This window comes from Peteryoungia ipomoeae (genome assembly GCF_004912165.1).
GTDB classification, from domain to species: domain Bacteria; phylum Pseudomonadota; class Alphaproteobacteria; order Rhizobiales; family Rhizobiaceae; genus Allorhizobium; species Allorhizobium ipomoeae.
In genome coordinates this window covers 1,011,748-1,032,938 of the sequence record NZ_STGV01000001.1, presented here as the reverse complement: position 1 = coordinate 1,032,938, position 21,191 = coordinate 1,011,748, and the positions used below count along the sequence as shown (strand labels likewise).

Annotated in this window: 16 protein-coding genes; 6 read left to right on the top strand and 10 right to left on the bottom strand. The window is 60.2% G+C overall.

Going from position 1 to position 21,191, the window contains the following annotated elements:
* Positions 1–44 precede the first annotated feature (44 nt).
* The 3 genes from FAA97_RS05020 to dnaE all read left to right on the top strand — a co-directional run bounded on the left by FAA97_RS05020 (position 45) and on the right by dnaE (position 6,003).
* Positions 45–1,352 carry a lipoprotein-releasing ABC transporter permease subunit gene (locus tag FAA97_RS05020; protein WP_136597390.1) on the top strand — a complete coding sequence of 436 codons (1,308 nt, stop codon included), beginning with the start codon at positions 45–47 and terminating at the stop codon, positions 1,350–1,352.
* Positions 1,353–1,366: 14 nt separating this feature from the next.
* Entirely contained in the window at positions 1,367–2,056 is a 690-nt protein-coding gene (locus FAA97_RS05015) for an ABC transporter ATP-binding protein (protein ID WP_136597389.1), read from the top strand.
* A gap of 449 nt (positions 2,057–2,505) precedes the next feature.
* A complete protein-coding gene (gene dnaE / locus FAA97_RS05010) occupies positions 2,506–6,003 on the top strand; it encodes a DNA polymerase III subunit alpha (RefSeq protein WP_136597388.1) in 3,498 nt (1,165 codons plus the stop codon).
* A gap of 3 nt (positions 6,004–6,006) precedes the next feature.
* Here the strand turns inward: dnaE and FAA97_RS05005 are convergent, their stop codons facing one another.
* From FAA97_RS05005 to FAA97_RS04995, 3 genes are all read right to left on the bottom strand, one after another.
* Positions 6,007–7,218: a L,D-transpeptidase family protein gene (locus tag FAA97_RS05005; protein ID WP_136597387.1), complete on the bottom strand. Its 1,212-nt coding sequence runs from the start codon at positions 7,216–7,218 to the stop codon at positions 6,007–6,009.
* Between the two features lie 236 nt (positions 7,219–7,454).
* On the bottom strand, positions 7,455–8,738 hold the full coding sequence (locus tag FAA97_RS05000; RefSeq protein WP_136597386.1) for a DNA polymerase IV: 1,284 nt from the start codon (positions 8,736–8,738) through the stop codon (positions 7,455–7,457).
* A gap of 92 nt (positions 8,739–8,830) precedes the next feature.
* Positions 8,831–9,124, bottom strand: a complete 294-nt coding sequence (locus FAA97_RS04995) for a DUF3572 domain-containing protein (protein WP_136597385.1) — start codon at positions 9,122–9,124, stop codon at positions 8,831–8,833.
* Positions 9,125–9,261: 137 nt separating this feature from the next.
* On the opposite strand from FAA97_RS04995, the gene FAA97_RS04990 reads away from it, so the two are divergent.
* Positions 9,262–9,633 (top strand): response regulator, encoded by a 372-nt coding sequence (locus FAA97_RS04990; protein WP_136597384.1) that lies wholly within the window; start codon positions 9,262–9,264, stop codon positions 9,631–9,633.
* 12 nt (positions 9,634–9,645) lie between these two features.
* Entirely contained in the window at positions 9,646–11,019 is a 1,374-nt protein-coding gene (locus tag FAA97_RS04985; protein ID WP_136597383.1) for a PleD family two-component system response regulator, read from the top strand.
* 757 nt (positions 11,020–11,776) lie between these two features.
* Here FAA97_RS04985 and rpmG read toward each other — a convergent pair.
* The 5 genes from rpmG to topA all read right to left on the bottom strand — a co-directional run bounded on the left by rpmG (position 11,777) and on the right by topA (position 18,975).
* Positions 11,777–11,944, bottom strand: a complete 168-nt coding sequence (gene rpmG, locus FAA97_RS04980; protein WP_097138867.1) for a 50S ribosomal protein L33 — start codon at positions 11,942–11,944, stop codon at positions 11,777–11,779.
* Positions 11,945–12,034: 90 nt separating this feature from the next.
* The gene (locus FAA97_RS04975; RefSeq protein WP_136597382.1) at positions 12,035–13,219 is read right to left on the bottom strand and encodes an MFS transporter; all 1,185 of its coding nucleotides are present in this window, start codon (positions 13,217–13,219) and stop codon (positions 12,035–12,037) included.
* 247 nt (positions 13,220–13,466) lie between these two features.
* Positions 13,467–13,898, bottom strand: coding sequence for a DUF983 domain-containing protein (locus FAA97_RS04970; RefSeq protein ID WP_136597381.1), 432 nt, complete (start codon positions 13,896–13,898; stop codon positions 13,467–13,469).
* Between the two features lie 26 nt (positions 13,899–13,924).
* Complete coding sequence (gene rnr / locus FAA97_RS04965; RefSeq protein WP_246041355.1) at positions 13,925–16,183, bottom strand: ribonuclease R; 2,259 nt, start codon at positions 16,181–16,183, stop codon at positions 13,925–13,927.
* Between the two features lie 101 nt (positions 16,184–16,284).
* Positions 16,285–18,975, bottom strand: a complete 2,691-nt coding sequence (gene topA / locus FAA97_RS04960) for a type I DNA topoisomerase (RefSeq protein ID WP_136597379.1) — start codon at positions 18,973–18,975, stop codon at positions 16,285–16,287.
* 239 nt (positions 18,976–19,214) lie between these two features.
* Between topA and FAA97_RS04955 the strand changes: the two genes are divergently transcribed.
* The gene (locus tag FAA97_RS04955) at positions 19,215–19,448 is read left to right on the top strand and encodes a hypothetical protein (protein ID WP_136597716.1); all 234 of its coding nucleotides are present in this window, start codon (positions 19,215–19,217) and stop codon (positions 19,446–19,448) included.
* Here the strand turns inward: FAA97_RS04955 and dprA are convergent.
* The gene (dprA, locus tag FAA97_RS04950) at positions 19,401–20,552 is read right to left on the bottom strand and encodes a DNA-processing protein DprA (RefSeq protein ID WP_136597378.1); all 1,152 of its coding nucleotides are present in this window, start codon (positions 20,550–20,552) and stop codon (positions 19,401–19,403) included. The two genes, FAA97_RS04955 and dprA, sit on opposite strands and share 48 nt — an antisense overlap.
* A gap of 7 nt (positions 20,553–20,559) precedes the next feature.
* Positions 20,560–21,177: a glycerol-3-phosphate 1-O-acyltransferase PlsY gene (gene plsY, locus FAA97_RS04945; RefSeq protein ID WP_136597377.1), complete on the bottom strand. Its 618-nt coding sequence runs from the start codon at positions 21,175–21,177 to the stop codon at positions 20,560–20,562.
* Between the last annotated feature and the right edge of the window lie 14 nt (positions 21,178–21,191).

Genomic DNA, 21,191 nt, shown 5'->3' with positions numbered 1-21,191 from the left:
ACGATCAGACGCACACGAGCGCGAAATAACGGCAAGGAGTGACCATGGCCAACCCAGCCGCTGGTAACGAGACCTCAAACGCCGGAGAGGCCGCAACTGCGCGGCCCTTCTCCGGCTTCGAGCGAATGGTGGCTTGGCGCTACCTTCGCGCTCGCCGCAAGGAGGCCTTCATTTCGGTGATCGCGGGTTTCTCCTTCATCGGCATCATGCTGGGCGTTGCGACGTTGATCATCGTCATGGCGGTCATGAACGGTTTCCGTACCGAGCTCGTGTCGCGCATTCTCGGCATCAACGGCCACATGATTGTCCAGGCGGTCGATCAGCCGCTCTCGGACTACGCAGCGCTTGCCGACCGGATCGCTGGCGTTGAGGGTGTGGCGATGGCCCTGCCGCTGGTGGAAGGCCAAACACTTGCCTCAGGACGAGAGGGCGCCGGCACCGGCGCGCTGGTGCGCGGCATCCGGCCTGATGATCTGACCAAGCTTGCCACCGTCTCCGGCAATATCCGGCAGGGCGATATGGTCGGCTTTGCTGCGGGGCAGGGCGTTCTCGTCGGTTCCAGGATGGCCGCTCAGCTCGGTCTTTCGGCTGGCGATATCATCACGCTGGTGTCTCCGGAGGGGGATATCACGCCGCTCGGTGTCAATCCGCGCGTCAAGTCCTACCCTGTCTCGGGTATCTTCGAGATCGGCATGTCGGAATACGACGCCTCGATCATCTACATGCCGCTGGAAGAGTCGCAGCTCTATTTCAATGCCGAAGGCATCGTGCAGTCAATCGAGCTTTTCATCAACAATCCCGATGATGTCGATCGCCTTCGCCCGCTGATCGAGCAGGCCGCGGGGCGTCAGATCTTCATCACGGACTGGCGCCAGCGGAATCAGACCTTCTTCTCGGCCCTTCAGGTCGAGCGGAACGTCATGTTCATGATCCTGACGCTGATTGTGCTTGTGGCGGCGCTCAACATCATCTCCGGGCTGATCATGCTGGTGAAGGACAAGTCGAGTGATATCGCGATCCTTCGCACCATGGGCGCAAGCTCCAATGCCGTCATGCGGATCTTCTTCATGACAGGGGCGGCGATTGGCACGGCAGGAACTTTCGCCGGCGTGCTGCTGGGTGTGATTGTCTGCCTCAACATCGAGTCGATCCGACAGTTCTTTTCCTGGATTTCCGGAACCGTGATGTTCGATCCGGAACTCTATTTCCTGAGCCAGCTGCCGGCGGACATGAATGTCAGCGAGACGCTGTCTGTCGTCATCATGGCACTCAGCCTGTCTTTCCTCGCGACGATCTTTCCCGCATGGCGAGCCTCCAAGCTCGATCCCGTGCAGGCCCTGCGATACGAATAAGGATGCCGATACCGATGGCCAATGACATCGTACTCCACCTTTCCGGCATCGACCGCCACTATGGGCAGGGCGAAACGGTTCTCTCAATCCTGAAGGGCGCCGATTTCACCCTGCGGACAGGCGAGACCGTGGCCCTGGTTGCGCCGTCGGGAACGGGCAAGTCGACATTGCTGCATGTTGCCGGCCTGCTGGAGCATCCTGATGCCGGTGATGTGATCGTGGGCGGCGTTGCGTGCCAGGGGCTCGGCGATGACGCGCGAACGGCAATCCGCCGCCGCTCGATTGGGTTTGTCTACCAGTTTCACCATCTTTTGCCGGAGTTCTCGGCACTTGAAAATGTGATGATGCCGCAGCTCATTGCAGGCCTCGGCAAGGCTGACGCCGCCGAACGGGCGCAGCAGTTGCTCGACTACATGCGGGTAGGGCATCGCGCCCAGCATCGCCCGGCCGAACTTTCAGGTGGCGAGCAGCAGCGCGTGGCAATTGCGCGCGCTGTCGCAAATGCTCCGCTGGTCCTCCTGGCCGACGAACCGACCGGCAATCTGGATCCCGAAACGGCTGCCTATGTCTTTTCGGCGCTGGAAGCCCTTGTCCGTCAGTCTGGCCTGTCTGCCATGATTGCAACGCACAATCACGAAATTGCCCGCCGTATGGATCGTTGCGTAACGCTTATCGACGGCAAGGTTGTCGAGATCGACATCTAGGTTTCGCGTCATCGCCGCTTAAACGAAACGCGTTGCCTCTCTTCGGGGAGGCGACGCGAGGCGTCTGTTTGTGCCGCGATCAAATTTTCTCTCGGGCATTTCTGCGACGTCAAATGTGGCGACGGCAGCCACGACGTCGTCATCATTTTGACGGCGCCCGAAATCGCATTCGATTTCCCTGTGCTTTTTTAGGTTGACAAGGGAACAGAGGAAGAACAAAATAAAAACATAAAGAGATGGGAGCCAAACATGACGGATCTACTTCGTGACGTTGCCGCATTCGCCTCAATGGCAGTCTTTGTCGGCAGCATGGCCATTCTGATGATGGCCTTGTAATTTGCAGTGGTGAAACGTGGTTCGCGCCGCTTTGCAATCGACGCTTCCGTCGGTTTTCGGTATTCCCCTTGTGCTGAGACGGTTGTCGATTCAGGAAGTGCGGGGGCAAGACCATGGGCGAGGCGATCGGCGAAAAAGCCACTGACACGAATGCAGCCGGTCCTGGCTTCGTCCACCTTCGGGTTCATTCCGCCTTTTCGTTGCTGGAAGGCGCTTTGCCGCTGAAGAAGATCTTGGGCAAGGCCGTGTCTGACGGCCAGCCCGCGATTGCGATCACCGATACCAACAATCTTTTCGTTGCATTGGAGTTCTCGCAAAAGGCTTTGGGTGACGGCATTCAGCCGATCATCGGTTGCCAGCTCTCCGTCGATTTGGAGGATGGCTTCGGCGAAAAGCGTGGCGGTAACGGACACCTGCCGGAACTGCCGGCAATCGTCTTGCTTGCGGCCGATGAGGCTGGTCATGAGCGTCTCGTTGATCTCGTCTCTCGTGCCTATCTCGGTGGCGACAATGGGCAGCCGATCCATGTCAAAAAGAGCTGGCTCGAAGAAATCGGAACGGAAGGGCTGATCGCGCTCACCGGTGCGGCTGGCGGGCCAGTGGATCGCCTGCTGCGCGATGGCAACAAGGCGGGCGCCGAAGCCCGTCTTCTGGCGCTCAAAACTCTTTTTGGTGACCGGCTCTATGTCGAGTTGCAGCGCCATGGACGCTATGATCGCGCGCATGAGAGCCGTATCGTGCGGCTGGCCTATGATCACGATCTGCCGCTTGTCGCGACCAACGAGGCCTTCTTTCCCTCGCGCAACGACTATGATGCCCATGATGCCCTGATGGCGGTGGCGCACAATGCCATCGTCTCGAATGACGACCGCTTCCGCCTGACCCCGGATCATTATCTGAAAAGCCGCGAGGAAATGCAGGCGGTCTTCGCCGATCTGCCGGAAGCGCTTGAGAATACGATCGAGATTGCCCGTCGCTGTTCTTTTGTTCTCGATACGCGCAAGCCCATCCTCCCACGGTTTACCGGCGGCAGTGACGATCCGGAAGAGGCCGAGCGGGAAGAGGCCCTTGAGCTTCGCCGTCAGGCGGAAGAGGGGCTCGACCAGCGCCTCGCGGCACTTGGCATGGCGCCGGGTTATGAAGAAAAGGACTATCGCGAACGGCTGGAATTCGAGCTCTCGGTCATCGAGCGGATGAAGTTCCCTGGCTACTTCCTGATCGTTTCGGACTTTATCAAATGGGCCAAGCAACATGATATTCCGGTGGGCCCTGGACGTGGTTCAGGTGCAGGTTCTCTGGTTGCCTATGCGCTCACCATTACCGATGTCGATCCGTTGCGGTTCTCGTTGCTGTTTGAGCGCTTCCTTAATCCGGAACGCGTCTCGATGCCTGACTTCGATATCGACTTCTGCCAAGAGCGGCGCGAAGAGGTGATCCGATACGTGCAGCGCAAATACGGGCGCGAGCAGGTGGGGCAGATCATCACCTTCGGTTCGCTGCAGGCCCGCGCGGCGTTGCGCGACGTCGGTCGCGTGCTCGAAATGTCCTATGGCCAGGTCGATAAGATCTGCAAGCTGGTTCCCAACAATCCGGCAAACCCCACGCCGCTCTCCAAGGCGATTGAGGAGGAGCCCAAGCTGCAGGAGGCCGCCGCCGAGGAGCCGGTAGTGGCGCGTCTGCTCGAGATCGCCCAGAAGATCGAAGGGCTTTACCGCCACGCCTCGACCCACGCTGCGGGCATCGTCATCGGCGACCGCCCGCTGTCGAAGCTGGTGCCAATGTATCGCGATCCGCGTTCCGACATGCCGGTCACCCAGTTCAACATGAAATGGGTGGAACAGGCAGGCTTGGTGAAGTTCGACTTCCTCGGCCTGAAAACCCTGACCGTGCTGAAAACAGCTGTCGACTTCGTAAGGGAACAGCGCGGTGTCAGCGTTGATCTGGCTGCCATCCCGCTCGATGACAAACTGACCTACGAAATGCTGTCGCGCGGTGAAACCGTCGGCGTGTTCCAGGTGGAAAGTGCCGGCATGCGCAAGGCGCTCATCGGCATGCGCCCGGACTGCATCGAAGATATCATCGCGCTTGTGGCGCTTTACCGACCGGGTCCGATGGAAAACATCCCGGTCTACAATGCCCGCAAGCACGGGGAAGAAGAGATCGAGTCGATCCATCCGACCATCGACTACCTCCTGAAAGAGACGCAGGGCGTTATCGTCTACCAGGAACAGGTCATGCAGATCGCGCAGGTGCTCTCGGGCTATTCGCTCGGTGAGGCGGATCTGCTGCGCCGCGCCATGGGTAAGAAGATCAAGGAGGAGATGGACAAGCAGCGTGCCCGTTTCGTTGACGGTGCGGTGAAGAACGGCGTCTCCAAGCCCCAGGCCGACAACATCTTCGACCTCCTGGCCAAGTTCGCCAACTATGGCTTCAACAAGTCGCACGCGGCGGCCTATGCCATCGTCTCCTATCAGACCGCCTATATGAAGGCGCATTATCCGGTCGAATTCCTTGCCGCGTCGATGACCCTCGATATGGCGAACACCGAAAAGCTGGTGGATTTTCGCCAGGATGCCGGTCGTCTCGGGATCGAGATCGTTCCGCCGTCGGTCCAGACCTCCTTCCGTCATTTCCAGACCGGTCCAAAGCGGATCTATTATGCGCTGGCTGCGCTGAAAGGCGTCGGCGAGGCTGCCGTCGAGCATATCGTATCGGTGCGCGGCGACACGCCGTTCGAGAGCCTTGAGGATTTCTGCCTGCGGATCGACCCCAAACAGGTCAACCGCCGCGTCTTCGAAAGCCTGATTGCTGCCGGCGCTTTCGATTGTTTCGGACGCGATCGCGCCGAGCTCATCGGCAGCCTGGATCGCATCATGGGCTATGCCCAGCGTGCCCAGGAAAATGCCGTCAGCGGCCAGTCTGACATGTTCGGCTCGGGCGGTGCAACCGGCCCGGAAAAGATTGCCTTTGCGCCTTATGCACCCTGGCTGCCGTCGGAGAAGCTGATGCGGGAGTTCCAGGTGCTTGGCTTCTATCTCTCCGCCCATCCGCTCGATTCCTACCGCGATCTCCTGGACAAGCTGCGCGTGCAGAATTTTGCAGATTTTTCCGGTGCTGTGCGGCAGGGGGCGACGGCAGGACGGCTCGCAGGAACGGTGATTTCCCGTCAGGAGCGCAAGACGCGCACCGGCAACAAGATGGGCATCGTCACGTTCTCGGATGCCTCTGGCCAATATGAGGCAGTTCTCTTTTCAGAAGGCCTCAACCAGTACCGCGATCTCCTGGAAGCTGGAAAATCGCTCGTCATCACCGTCCAGGCCGAGGAGCGACCGGAAGGGATCGGTCTGCGCATCCAGACCGCGCAATCCCTTGAGGAGCAGTCGATCCGCATGCAGAAGGCCTTGCGTGTCTATGTGCGGGATTCTGGCCCGCTGCGCGCGGTCGCTGCCCACTTGAACACCCGAGGCGATGGACTGGTCTCCTTCATCGTGATCAAGGAGGAGGGGCAGCGCGAAATCGAGGTCGAACTCACCGAACGTTTCCGCATCTCCCCCGAAATCGCCGCCGCCATGCGATCGACGCCGGGCGTGCTGGATGTGGAGTTGGTGTGAGTTCTAATCCCGCACCAGGGTGATGAAGTCGGTGCCCTTTCCGGTCTCGGCGCTATAATAGTCATCCGTCACCGTCAGCGACGATCCGTCGCCCAGCATGGCCTCGATCGTCTCGCGCACAGACTTGGGGATCTCCATCCGGGAGAGTGCTTCTTCCGCTGTAATGGAAGAGGCCTCGTCGGGGGATGTTATGCCGAGGCGGCCTGCCTGGCGTTTCGTCAATGCGTTCGGAAGAGAAACCGCCTGCCAGTCGACAGCTGCATCCGCGCGGCCCGTGGCGGCTGCAAGAAACAGGTGGGTGCCGAGCGGCCGCTCAGGCTGCTTGATGGCAATATCAGCCGTCAGGATCTCCTTGTGGTCTTCCCTCAGGACGAGCTTTCCGGAAGGCGGCGCGCTCTTGCCGGATATGTGATAGAGGGATTCGAGCAGGGCCTCTGACAGGGGTTCGGATGCCTTCGGCACCAGATGGGCATCCCGGTAACTTTCCAATGCAGCCTTTGTCTTCGGCCCGAGAACGCCGTCCGCTTCACCGGTGTCAAAGCCGAGTTCTGTCAGCATCTCCTGAACATCCTTGATCTGATCCTGCTTCGATCGCCGGGTGATCAGCATGCGAAGCGTCGTGACTGGGTTTGAAGCCTTTTCTGCCGATGAAGCATTCATCGCAACTTCGACCGGACCTTTCGACGTCGCAAGCTGGGGCAGGGACCCGGCATCGGAGAGAAGTTCCGGTGCTGGAACAGGCGCGGCGGGCAGTGGGGCACGCGTAAACAAGGTGGCGTGGGTGATCGATCTCGGCGCGATCGAACCCTCGCTGATCACGACATGGACCCCGCCGCGCGTCATGCCGAACAGTTGCCGGGCGAAGCCCTTTGGCAGGCGCACGCAGCCGTGCGAGGCTGGATAATCCGGAACCCGTCCCTCGTGCAGGGCAATCCCGGACCAGGTGAGTCGCTGCATGAAGGGCATCGGCGCATCGGAATAGATGTTCGATTCGTGGTACTTGCGCTTCTGCAAGATCGAGAAGATGCCGGATGGCGTTTCGTGCCCGGGTTTGCCGGTCGAAACCTTGCTCGACGCAATCAGGGTGCTGCCATCATAGACGGTCATTGTCTGCTCGGCCTTTGATACGAAAATGCGCAGCCCGTCGGCGGCCTTGGCGTATTGGGGTGAGATGAAGAGGCAGACTGCGGAGGCAAGGAGGAGACGCTTGAACATGAAAACCACCAGATGCAAGAACGACGGCGCGCGCGCTATTCCGCAAGGAGCGAGAATTGTCATCGCAGGCCGTGATAGGGGCAGCAAATGCGCCATTGATGGCCAATGCGCTTTGCAGCTAAAACTCTAATGTTTTAAGTTTAAGAAAACTTCTCCCGCAGCACAGTGTCGGGGCGCACTGTGTCGGATCATTGCGATCTTGTTCGCCGAAATGGGGCCAGCGGATGTGTCCAGCGTCACCGCTTCGGCGTGAACGTGTAGCCCGTCTGGACGGTGCTCTTGCCGAATTTGTGCCGCAACGAGTCCATCGCCGCCTCGGCCGCCGCCCGCCGTGCCGCCTGCGGATCAACAAGGTCACCGGGGTCTGCGGTCGAGGGATCCTTGAGGTCGGTAACGCCGATGCCGATCAGGCGATAGTGTGTGCCATCGGCTTCCTTTTCCAGCAGGGAGAGGCCGACACGAAAGATGCGGTCTGCGAGCTGGGTCGGGTCATCCAGTCGCTTGTTGCGCGTTCTCGTCTTGAAATCCTTGGTCTTCAGCTTCAACACCACGGTCTGTCCGGCAATGCCATGTCGCTTCAGGCGCCAGGCGACCTTTTCGGACAGGGCGCGCAGGTGCGAAGTCAGTTCCGAGATAGCGCTGATATCGTCGAAAAAGGTGTTTTCCGCAGACACGCTTTTCGCGGCTTCGTTGAGGTGCACGCTGCGCTCATCAATGCCGCGGGACAGCCGCGACAGGCGCTGGCCCATGCTGCCATAGCGGCGCATCAGTTCGGTTTCCTCAATCGCCTGCAGCTGCCCGATTGTCCTTAGACCATCGGCTGCGAGCGTCGCCTCAAATGCCTTGCCCACGCCCCAGATCATGCTGACAGGTTTGTCCGACAGGAAGTGCTGCGCCTCAGCCTCACCAATCACTGAATAGCCGCGCGGCTTGTTCAGATCGGATGCGACCTTGGCGAGAAATTTGCAATAGCTCAGACCGACGGAAACGGTAATGCCGATTTCTGTTTCCACGCGCTTGGCAAATCGGGCGAGAACGCGAGACGGCGGATCGTGGTGCAAGAGTTCCGTTCCCTTCAGCTCAAGAAACGCCTCATCAATCGAGATTGGCTGCACCAGAGGCGTGAGCTCTTCCATCAGTGTCCTGATCTCTCGCCCGACCCGCACGTATTTTTCCATGTCCGGCCGAATGACGACCGCGTGCGGACAGGCCTCCAGCGCCTTGAACATCGGCATGGCAGAGCGCACGCCGTGGATGCGGGCGACATAGCAAGCGGTGGAAACCACACCCCGTTTTCCGCCGCCGATGATGACCGGTTTGTCGATGAGATCAGGATTGTCGCGCTTCTCGACAGAGGCGTAGAAGGCGTCGCAATCGATATGCGCAAGCGTCAGCTGGTGGAGTTCCGGATGGTAGATCAGGCGCGGGCTTCCGCAAGCACGGCAACGCCGCTGCCCCTCCGGTTGACCGGCAAGGCAATCGCGACAGAAGCCCGGATGGTCGTGGTGAACGCTGGACATCGGCGGAACAAAGGTTGAACATTTGCACCATAGGGTGCACGGAAAGGCTTGGCAAGTGCCGCACGGACATTCGCTGCCTGTCCCGGAAGATGTCAGAATTGGCCGGAGTCGAGGCCAGGTCGCACATAGTGGTAATAGGCAGCCGCAACGGCTTCCGGCTGGGTTTCTGTTGCCGAACAGAACGCCATGAGGGTCGGTTCATGTTGCAGGATAAAATCCAGCATGGCGCCGAGAAAGCCGGGATCGCTGGCGGCCGAGCGCATTTCCGAAGGTTGCACGCCGGTCAGTGCCAGGAATCGCGCCAGCATTTCCGGCTCCTGCGCCAGCCATCCCAGCACCGCGATTGCGTTTGATTCGGGATCCGCTTGAATTGGTGGGTTTTTCATAAAGTCTTTCCGCTGGATCTACCACATTTCCGATTTCGAAACCAAATAGCATTAGCCTATGGCGCGACGGAAGACGTAACTCGTGCAATGGTGGGCCATCAGGATGATTGTCCGGCACGGGATCAAGGATCGGGTGCATGCCGAAAAAGGTAATGATTGTCGAAGACAACGAGCTGAACATGAAGCTCTTCCGCGATCTTATCGAGGCGTCCGGCTATGAAACGGTGCAGACCCGCAATGGAATGGAGGCGCTTGATCTGGCGCGCCGGCATCAACCTGATCTGATCCTCATGGATATTCAGTTGCCGGAAGTCTCTGGTCTTGAGGTCACCAAGTGGTTGAAGGACGACCCGGATCTGCATGTGATTCCGGTGATCGCGGTTACGGCCTTCGCGATGAAGGGCGATGAAGAGCGAATTCGCCAGGGCGGATGCGAAGCCTATGTGTCAAAGCCCATTTCAGTGCCGAAATTCATCGAGACCATCAAGACCTATCTCGGCGATGCGTGAGGACGAGAGGCCATGACAGCGCGCATTCTCGTCGTCGATGACATACCCGCCAACGTCAAGCTGCTCGAAGCCCGGCTGATCGCCGAGTATTTCGAAGTGCTGACGGCGGCCAATGGTCATGACGCGCTTGATATTTGCGACCAGACCCAGGTGGATGTCGTTCTCCTCGATATCATGATGCCTGGCATGGATGGTTTCGAGGTCTGCGAGAGGCTGAAATCCAATCCGCGCACCGCCCATATACCCGTTGTCATGGTCACCGCGCTCGATCAGCCATCGGATCGCGTCCGCGGTTTGAAGGTTGGCGCGGACGACTTTCTGACAAAACCCGTGAATGACCTGCAGCTGGTGTCCAGGGTAAAAAGCCTGGTCCGGCTGAAGACGCTCAGCGATGAGCTGCGTATCCGCTCCCAGCCCGGCCTAGTCGCGGAACTGCAGGATCCCTTAAGGCTTCAGGAGGGCCGTATCGAAGACCAGGCGCAAGTGCTGCTGGTCGACGGCAGGGCCACGTCCCAGGAGCGCATCATCAAGACGCTGAAGCCGATTGCCGATGTCAAGGCGACGTCCGACCCGCAGGCCGCCGTGTTTGATGCTGCCGAGAACGCCTTCGATCTGGTCATCGTCAACGGCAATCTGGAAGATTACGATCCCTTGCGTCTCTGCTCGCAATTGCGCTCGCTGGAGCGGACGCGCATGCTGCCTGTGCTGTTGGTGACGGAGCAGGGCGACGAGGCCATGATCATCCGGGCGCTCGATCTCGGTGTCAATGATTACATCGTTCGCCCGGTGGACCCGAATGAGCTGGTGGCGCGAACGCTGACGCAGATCCGCCGCAAGCGCTACAACGACCGCCTGCGCAACAGCGTTCGCCAGACGATCGAACTGGCGGTGACGGATGGACTGACCGGCCTCCATAACCGCCGTTATCTCGATACGCATCTTCAAACGCTGTTTGCCCGAGCCATGGCCCGTGGCAAGCCCTTGACGATCTGCATCACGGATATCGACCGCTTCAAGCAGGTGAACGACCGCTACGGCCACGATGCCGGTGATGAGGTGCTGAAAGAGTTTTCCGGCCGAATTCGCAGCACGGTGCGTGGCGCAGATTTGGCGTGCCGCTACGGTGGCGAGGAATTTGTCGTCGTGATGCCCGATACCACGGCGGCGGTTGCGCAGGCCGTCGCTGAACGCCTGCGCGGCATGATCGAGGCTCGCCCCTTCCAGTTGCGTGCGGGCGAGTCACCGCTGATGTTGACGGCGTCGATCGGGATTGCGACGCTCGGGCCCGGGATCGTCACGCCAGAGCAGTTGCTCAAGCAGGCTGACCTTGCGCTGTATGAAGCCAAGAATCAGGGACGCAATCGCGTCGTGGCCTCGGCGGCCTGATCTTGCCTCCCCATATTCGGTGAGTTGTATTTTCCCCGCAGGCTCGCATTATCCGAGTAATCCACAGCCAAAAACGCAATGGCCGCTTCCTTATGTTGGAACAATTGCAGCTAATGCAATTTGAGCCAAGCTGGCTCACGTCCTCCAACTCTCTCAAAAAAACACAAGATATACGAGCATCCTGTCCAGGCGGCGTGACGTTTACGTGCAGTATTGTCCATACTCACCAATCAACCCATAAAGGTGATCGTGATCCGTATTCTGGTGGAGGGCTGTGACCTCTGCTGTTTAATTGACAGACCTGAGCGGTCGCTTGATGCAGTACTATCCTCGTCGAAAATATATTGAATTGGCAGCCGAAGGCTAAACTCCCGCTCTGCTGGTGCGATGGGCTGGGGACTGCAGAATTTAACCATATCGGAACGTCGAAGGCCCGGCCGGTTAATAAAGTGTTGATTTTTGTCTCGGTTTGAGAGACCTTCTCGTCATCACAGAACGCCTCGCGTGGAGGCAGTGCATACCCCATGATGCTCAGGTCCGCCGCATCTCCTGGGTCGTGGGGTCGGTCGGTTGGTGTTTGGCGATTAGCGGTTCCTCGTGCCGTGTCTTGCACCGACCGACCCCCTATTTGAACCGGCTCCCTTCGGGGAGCCGGTTTTTTTGTGCCTTCATGACGGAGAGGGGTGGCGCACGCGAGGGCAATAAAAAACGCGCCCGGAAGGCGCGCTCTTTATTCATCCAAGTCGGAATGAAGATCTTACTTGATCTTCGTTTCCTTGAACTCGACGTGCTTGCGAGCAACCGGGTCATACTTGGTCTTCGTCATCTTTTCCGTCATCGTACGGCTGTTCTTCGTGGTTACGTAGAAGAAACCCGTGTCGGCCGTCGACAGAAGCTTGATTTTAATGGTTGTAGCCTTGGCCATGGTCGTCCTGCCTCTAATAAACGAAGCCGTGGACGACCGAACGAGGCCCACGGCAAATCTGGCGCGAAACTACAAATCGCGCCCGAAAAGTCAAGTGCGTTTCGGGTTAAAAAGCAGCCGCGCCAGGGAAAGAACTACATAGAGCGCGAAGAATCCCGCAATAGCCCAGGCAAATCCATCATTGCCGGTAATATCGATGGCCGCACCAATGGCTTGGGGACCCGCGACCGTGCCCACGGCGTAGCAGAAGATGAAGGCCGCATTGGCGGCTGCGAGGTCCGCACCGGTGAGTCGCGAGCCGAGATGGCTGAGACCGACCGTGTAGAGACCGGAGACGCTTCCGCCCCAGAACAACAGCACCACCGCCATCAGCACCCAGTTTTCGGAAAGCCAGGGCAAAAGCACCGAGCCAGTGAGGCCGATGATCGACAGAATGGATAGAAGCAGCCGCCGGTCCCGCATTTTGTCGGAGAGAAGTCCGAGCGGGATCTGGAACACCATGTTGCCGATGCCCATGACGGTCAGCAGGAGCGCCGCCTGGCTTTCCGTGAAGCCGCTGCGGGTGGCGTAGATCGGAAACAGCGACAGGCCGCCGGCCTCGACCGCGCCGAACACGAAGACCGCAACCGTCGCTGTCGGGACGAGGAAGATGTAGCGCAAAAAATGCTGTTCCGGCTTCTCATCGAGAACGGGGCTCTCCTTGCGTGCTATGTAGATCGGAATGGCCGCTGCGAGGATGGCGATGGCGCCAACGGCAAAGGGCAGCAGTCCCTCGCTGCCAAGCGCGGAGAAGAGCAGGGGGCCGCAGGCAAAGCCGACAGCAAGGACCGTCGCATAGATGCCCATCACAAGCCCGCGTCGCCGGGACGGGGCTGCCGCATTGATCCAGAACTCGGAGAGCACAAAGAGTGTGGTTGTCGCCCCGTGGAACACGATCCGGAGCGGAAACCACATCCAGAACTGCGTGGCGTAGTAAAAGCCGACACCACTCAAGGCGGACAGGAGCACGGCCCAGAGCATGGTGTTTGCGACACCGAAGCGATGTGCGATCTTCGTGGTCAAAGGGGCCGCGACCATCGCCGCGATGCCGGCCATCGCCGAGTTCAATCCGATCAGCGTCGACGAAATCCCGCGCTTCTCAAGAATGATGCTGAGCAGGGGGAGCCCGAGACCAATTGCGATGCCGACAGCGGAAATGGCGGAAATGGCGGCGATCAGCGAATACCAGTGGATATCCTCGCGATCGCCGTTCGGCCTGCATTGCACCTCAGACATTGCACATCCCGTCGCAATCTGCGCTCCAGGACGTGTTCCAATCGCGTAGGCTAGGGACGATCAACATCTGATATGGCATTCTGCGTATTAGCTCCTGATGCTGCCTTGGGCCGGAATGTTCACACTGCAAGTCGACCGGTTGTCAATGCGCCAGGCGACTGACCGTCGATGATTTGTGGCGTCAAAGGCCGATGATATCAGCAAAAGTGTCAGAAGGGCGTGACGGGCGATTCACCTTCCGTCAGGCTCACACAACCTCTGGGTCGTCGCTCCCGCCGCCGAAGCCATGCATGCGCAAGGCCCATTGCAGGCCGACCACGCCGCCCTTGATCGGTTGCAGGCACAGGAGCGATGCCACAACGCCAATCGGCGCCCAGATGGCAAAATGAACCCAGGCGGGCAGCGGAAAGGCCATATCCGTCATCATGTAGCCGCCCACCAGCACGTGGCCAAGAATGAGGATGACGAGATAGGCCGGCAGATCATCGGCGCGGTGGTGATGGAGATCTTCACCACAGGCTTCGCAGCGATCGGCCACCTTGAGATAGGCACGAAACAGCTTGCCCTCACCGCAGGCCGGGCAGCGGCAAACAAGCCCGCGCTTGATCGAGTGCCCAAGCAGTCGCTCGGTTTGATCGGCTGCGATTTCGCCTGGTCGGCTTGAAGAGTGAATGGTCATGTCAGTGGCTCCTGAAACAGGCTGTGTCAGCGGCGTCCGCGAGGTGGGCGAGTGCCGGGAAGTTTCTTGCCACGACGGCCCGCCTTGTGGAAGGAGCGGCTGCCAGCGGGCATTTTGCGCCCCTCGCTCAACATTTCAAAACGCAAGGCACCCGCCAGAGGCACGGCTTCGACCAATCTGACCTCAACCGTGTCACCCAGCTGATAGCCCAGTCCCGACTTCTCGCCGGTCAGGGCCTGATGCGCTTCATCGTAGATATAGTAATCCCGTCCCAGCGTTGAAACCGGTATAAAGCCATCTGCGCCAAATTGCGGCAGGCTGATGAAAAGCCCGGCCTTGGTGACGCCCGCAACCTGGCCGTCGAATTCATCGCCGATACGGCCTGCGAGATGGTGTGCAATCAGGCGATTGATGGTGTCGCGTTCGGCGGCCATGGCCCGGCGTTCAAAGGTCGAAATTTCGGCTGCGATATCGTCGAGGCTTGCTTCCTCCTCGCGGGTTATCGCGCCCTCGCCAAGGCCGAGCGAGCCGACAAGCGCGCGATGCACGATGAGGTCGGCATAGCGGCGGATCGGCGAGGTGAAATGCGCGTATTTCATCAGATTGAGGCCAAAATGCCCGATGTTTTCAGGGCTGTAGACCGCCTGGCTCTGGCTGCGCAAGACCATCTCGTTGACCATCGTCTGATGCGGCGTGTCGACGGCCTTGGCGAGGATGCCGTTGAACGAGTTGGACCTCAGGTTGCCGCCCTTGACCAGCGAGAAGCCGATCGTGGCGAGGAATTCGCGCAGGACCTCCTGCTTGGCAAGTGTCGGGGCGTCATGCACCCGGTAAACCAGCGGCTGGCGCTTCTTCTCCAGCGTTTCGGCGGCCGAAACATTGGCCTGGATCATCATCTCTTCGATGAGCTTGTGGGCGTCGAGACGCTCCGGCACGTGCACGCGGTCGACTGTGCCATCCTCCTTGAGGATGATCTTGCGCTCGGGCATGTCCAGTTCGAGTGGCTGGCGGCGGTCTCGCCCGCGCTTCATCACCGCATAGGCATGCCACAGCGGCTTCAGGATCGGTTCCAGCAACGGTCCGGTCTTGTCATCCGGCTTGCCGTCGATTGCCGCCTGAGCCTGTTGATAGGAGAGTTTCGCCGCACTCTTCATCATGATGCGATGGAAGGTGTGGCTGGCCTTGCGGCCCTCAGTGGAAAACACCATGCGGACTGCAAGGGCAGGGCGGTCGACGCCTTCGCGAAGCGAGCAGAGATCGTTGGAAATGCGCTCCGGTAACATGGGAACGACGCGGTCCGGGAAATAGACGGAATTGCCTCGCTTCAGCGCCTCGCGGTCGAGCGCGGATTTCGTCCGGACATAGTAGGAGACGTCGGCGATCGCCACCGTGACGATCACACCGCCCGGATTGTCTTCCGATGGATCCGGCTCGGCGAAGACTGCGTCATCGTGGTCCTTGGCGTCGGCCGGATCGATGGTGATCAGCGGCAGATCGCGCCAGTCCTCACGATGCGCCATGGTTGCCGCTTCCGCGGCCTCGGCTTCGGAAATCACCGATTGCGGGAAAATATAGGGAATACCGTGGGCGTGGATGGCAATCATCGAGATCGCCTTTTCCGAGGCGACCGATCCAACGACGCTCAGCACCTTCGCACGGGCAAGTCCGAAACGGGCGGAGCGCGCTCCGACTTCCACTTCGACGAGATCGCCATCCTTGGCCTCGCCGAGCGCGTCTGCATCGATCTGCATTTCCTCGCCGCGGCGTTCGATTGGCATCAGCCGTGCGCCACCGTCGGGCAGCATCCTGATCACGCCGAGCATCGCGCCAACGCGACGGTCGAGGATCTTGATCACCCGCGCCGTGTAGGCAGGCCCCGAGCGATCCTTGTTGACGAAGATCTTGGCAAGAACGCGGTCACCAAGGCCGCCGACCGGCGCCTTGCCCTTGGAGCGGTCGGAACTCGATTGGCGCACGAGCACGGCCGGTGCCACACCTACTTCCTCCGGCCATTCCGCCGGGCGGCCGATCAACTCGCCATCCTTGTCGCGCGTGGTTATGTCGAGGACGGTCACGGACGGCAGTGCCCCCGGGCGGCTCAGCGCCTTGCGGCTCTTCTGCACCATGCCGTCGTTTTCAAGATCCTTCAGCGCCTGCTTCAGTTCCACGCGCTGCTCGCCCTTGAGCCCGAAGGCCTTCGCGATCTCGCGTTTCGAGGCCCGCTCGGGATTGTCGGTGATGAACTGCAAAAGCACGTCGCGCGGCGGCACCTCGCCATGGATCAAGGCCGAGGGATTTCCGGCCTTGGCCCGGGCCGCACCTTCCGCCCGACGGCTCTTGCGGTTGCCGGAGCCGGTCTCTTGGGCGGTGTCGCGGGTCGGTTTTTTCAAGTCGTACTCTTCTTCGTGGCTTTAGGCTTTGCGGCCGCCTTTGCTTTCGGCTTGGCTGCAGCCTTCTTCGGTTTGGCGTCTGTGCCGGCCTCATCCTTGGCGGCTTTCGCCTTGGTGGTCTTGGCGGCCTTTGCCGGGGCCTTCTTGGTCTTGCCGCCATCCTTGGCGGCACGCTCCGCGATCAGCACAAGCGCTTCGTCGACGCTCACATCCTGCGGATCCTTGCCCTTCGGCAGGGTGGCATTGACCTTGCCCCAGTTCACGTAGGGGCCATAGCGTCCGTCGCGAACGGTAATGGCGCCGCCGTCCGGGTGCTCGCCCAGTTCCTTGAGTGCCACAGCCGCGGCCCGACCACGTCCGCCGGGACCCTTGCTCTGCTTTTCGGCGAGCACGGTCACCGCGCGGTTGAGCCCGATGGACAAGACGTCCTCGATGCTTTCCAGGTTGGCATAGGTGCCGTCATGCAGCACGAAGGGTCCGTAGCGGCCAAGGCCGGCGGAAATCATCTTACCGGTTTCCGGATGGGCGCCGACTTCGCGCGGCAGCGACAGCAGGGAAAGCGCCTTCTCGAAGTCGATGTCGGCAGGCGACCAGCCCTTTGGCAGCGAGGAGCGTTTGGCTTCCTTGCCATCACCACGCTGGACGTAAGGCCCAAACCGGCCGGAACGCAGTGTGATGTCCTCGTCGGTCTGCGGGTCCTTGCCAAGCGCCCGCGGCTCGTTGCTGCCGCTGGCATCGGCTTCTGCGCCGCCATCGGAGGTCAGCTGCCGTGTATAATTGCATTCCGGATAGTTAGAGCAGCCGACAAAGGCGCCGTATTTGCCGAGCTTCAGCGACAGGTTGCCGGTGCCGCAGACCTGGCAGATGCGTGGATCAGAGCCGTCCTCGCGCTTCGGGAAAACAAGCGGTGCCAGCGCTTCGTTGAGCGCATCGAGAACATTGGTAACCCTGAGTTCCTTGGTGTCCTCGATCTGGGAGAAGAAGTCCTGCCAGAAATCCCGAAGAACGTCCTTCCAGTTGAGTTCGCCGGCCGAGATCTTGTCGAGCTTTTCCTCGAGATCGGCGGTGAAATCGTATTCGACATACTTCGTGAAGAAGTTTTCGAGGAAGGCCGTGACAAGACGTCCCTTGGAATGCGGGATCAGCTTGCGCTTTTCGGTGACGATATATTCGCGGTCGGACAGCGTCTTCAGCGTCGCGGCATAGGTGGAAGGACGGCCAATGCCGAGCTCTTCCATCTTCTTGATCAGCGAGGCTTCCGAATAGCGCGGTGGCGGCTCGGTGAAATGCTGGCTGGCGTTGATCTTCTGCTTGGCGAGGCTTTCGCGGGCATTGATCTCGGGCAGGCGGCCGTCCTCGTCGTCACCGTCCTCTGCCGGCTCACCTTCCTCGCGCTGGTCGGTATAGGCCGCGATGAAGCCATCGAACCGGATCACGGAGCCGACCGCGCGCAGGCCTGCCTTGGCGCCGTTGTTGTCCGCCAGGATCTCGACGGTCGTCCGCTCGATTTCGGCAGAGGCCATCTGACTGGCGATACCGCGCTTCCAGATCAGATCGTAAAGTCTGAGCTGATCGGCATCGAGGAATTTGCGCACCTTGTCCGGTGACCGGTTGAAGTCCGTCGGGCGGATGGCTTCGTGGGCTTCCTGGGCGTTCTTCGCCTTGGTGGAATAGATGCGCGGCTTTTCCGGCACGTATCGGGGGCCGAACTGCTCGGCAACCGCCGAGCGTGCCGCGTCGATCGCTTCGGGTGCCATCTGCACGCCATCGGTACGCATATAGGTAATGAGACCGACGGTCTCGCCGCCGATATCGATGCCTTCATAGAGCTTCTGCGCAACCTGCATGGTGCGCGAGGCCGAGAAGCCGAGCTTGGAGGATGCGGCCTGCTGCAGGGTCGAGGTGGTGAAAGGCGGACCTGGATTGCGCTTGACGGGTTTGGCCTCAACGCTCTCCACGGCAAAGGCCGCACCTTCGAGCAGCGTCTTGATGCTGGTGGCCTGATCCCCATTGGTCACGGAGTTGCGCTGCATGCGCTTGCCGTCATGCGATACGAGTTTCGCCTCGAACTCATCGCCACGCGGCGTCTTCAGCAAAGCGGAGATGTTCCAGTATTCTTCCGCAACGAACCGTTCGATCTCGGTTTCGCGGTCGCAGACCAGCCGCAGTGCAACCGACTGGACGCGTCCCGCAGACCGGGCACCCGGCAGTTTGCGCCACAGAACCGGTGAGAGATTGAAGCCGACGAGATAGTCAAGCGCGCGGCGCGCCAGATAGGCGTCGACCAGTGGCGTGTCGATATCACGCGGATTGGCCATGGCATCGAGCACGGCCTTCTTGGTAATGGCGTTGAAGACGACGCGCTTCACCGGCTTGTCGCCGATCACGCGTTTCTTCTTCAAGAGATCGAGCACGTGCCACGAAATGGCTTCCCCTTCGCGATCCGGGTCGGTCGCGAGAAACACCCTGTCGGAAGATTTCACTGCGTCGGCAATGTCCTTCATCCGCTTTTGCGAGGCGCTGTCGACCTCCCAGAACATCTCGAAGTCCTGGTCGGGGAGCACTGAACCGTCTTTCGCCGGAAGATCGCGCACGTGACCGAATGAAGCGAGCACCTTGTATCCGGAACCCAGATACTTGTTGATCGTCTTGGCTTTGGCCGGGGATTCTACGACTACGACGTTCATCGATACACTGCACCTTCATGTTTCCGATCGGCCGCACCACGCAGTCGTTCCCGGAACACGGAGTTCCGACATGGAGGGCGAAACGCCTGCGGTCAAGAGGGAGGGCCGATTTTCCCTCTCAGGCAGAAGTACAACCTATAGAGGTGTATCTATTGATTGCAATCATAGATAAATTAGGTATTGTGGTTGCAACGGGAGCGTTTGATGGCTTTTACAGCTCTTCGACTGCGAGCAATGAGATGGCGAACGATAACTTCGAGGCCGACCTGTACATGAGCAGATCCTTAGAAAATATTGCCTATATCCGCCAGATGCTGGGCGAGCTCCACGTCGTTGCAGAACGGGAGGGCGCGGAGATGCTGTGCTACCTGATCGGCATGGCCTATGTCGAGGCCGGCGACTTGCAGTCCGGGCGGCGATCTCTGTCAGTTGAAACTGGTCAGAGACACAAATCCCCCAGGGTGCCGTTCTAACCGACCTGCAATGTCGAGTTCCAGCAGCACTAGGTAGACTGCCGACGGAGAAAGGCCGGTATGGCGGATGACGTCATCGACCTCGACAGGCGTCGGGCCGAGCGCCTCGACGATCCGGCTCCGGTCGTCGTCGCTGGGGGGAGGGGCCATTGCGCGACCATCAGAATGCGGTTCCTCGACATCCGGCGAGGAGAACAGGTCCAGTTGAGAAATCGGTGCAAGCGCCTCCAGAACGTCCTGCGGTCCGGTGGTGACGGTCGCGCCCTCCTTCAGCAGCCGATTCGTGCCTTCGCAGCGCGGATCAAGCGGCGAGCCGGGCACGGCAAAGACCAGCCGCCCGAATTCGCCCGCAAGACGCGCGGTAATCAGTGAACCCGAGCGGGCGGCGGCCTCAATCACCACGACACCGAGCGCCATGCCGGCAATCAGCCGATTGCGACGGGGGAAATCGCGGGCCCTCGGTTCCCATCCAAACGGCATTTCGGAAATTGCCAAGCCCCGACCGCTGGTCATCTCGTCGAGAAGGCCAAGGTTCTCGGGCGGGTAGGGTTGGTCGAGACCGCCGGCTAGCGCCGCAATCGTGCCGGTCTCAAGCGATGCACGGTGGGCCGCCGTGTCGATGCCACGCGCGAGTCCGGAGACGATGCCGTATCCCGCCCGGCCGACATCACGGGCGATCATGGCGGCGAACTTCGTGCCGCTGATCGAGGCATTGCGGGCGCCGACCACGCCAACGGCAGGAAGGCTTGCCACCGAGAGGTCCCCTTTGACCGCAATCAGTGGCGGTGCGGCATCGATCTGGCGCAGCGCCGGTGGATAGTCAGGCTCGCCGATCCCGACAAACCTTGCCCCGAATTTGTGCGCATATTCGATTTCGCGCTCAGCCTCGGCAATGGAGGCGATCTTCAGCGTCCGGGCCGCTCCACCGCGGCGCGAAAGATCCGGCAGCGCCTCAAGGGCCGCATCTGCCGATCCGAAGTGATTGATGAGTTCGCGAAAGGTGGCAGGGCCGATGTTGTCGCTGCGAATAATGCGGAGCCAGGCAAGTCTTTGCCGGTCCGTCAGCGCAATTCCGTTTCGTCTTGCGCTGCCAGCCACCCTCAACCTTTCTCTAGCCCTTGGCGCCGATCTTGCTCTCGGTGCCCGCAATCAAACGTTGGATATTCTGCTTGTGCCGCCAGTAGGTGATGACGGTCATCGCCGCGGTCACGAGTGCCGCTTCCTCAACCCTTAGTATCCATAATGCAACCGGAATGACAAGTGTGGCGATCAAAGCCGACAACGAGGAGTAGCGCGTGATGAAGGCGACCGACAGCCAGACGGCGGCGAAGACGAGGACCATCAACGGCGCGACGCCAAGAAGCGTCCCGATATAGGTGGCGACGCCCTTGCCGCCCTTGAAGCCAAGCCAGACAGGGAAGAGATGGCCGATAAAGGCGGCAAAGCCGGCAAGCAGGCCTGCATTGTGGCCAAACACCGCCTGGGCAATCAGCGCGGCCGCGGTTGCTTTCAGCGCATCGAGGAGAAGTGTTGCGGCTGCGAGCTTCTTGTTGCCGGTGCGCAGCACGTTGGTTGCGCCGATATTGCCCGAGCCGATCGAGCGCAGATCGCCAAGGCCTGCAAACCGCGTCAGAACAAGGCCGAAGGGGATTGATCCCAGGAGGTAGCCGAGCACAAGAACGACGGCAACATTGAAGGGACCGAGCAGGCTGTAGTCGATGGTCGGCATGGTCATCTCCAGGA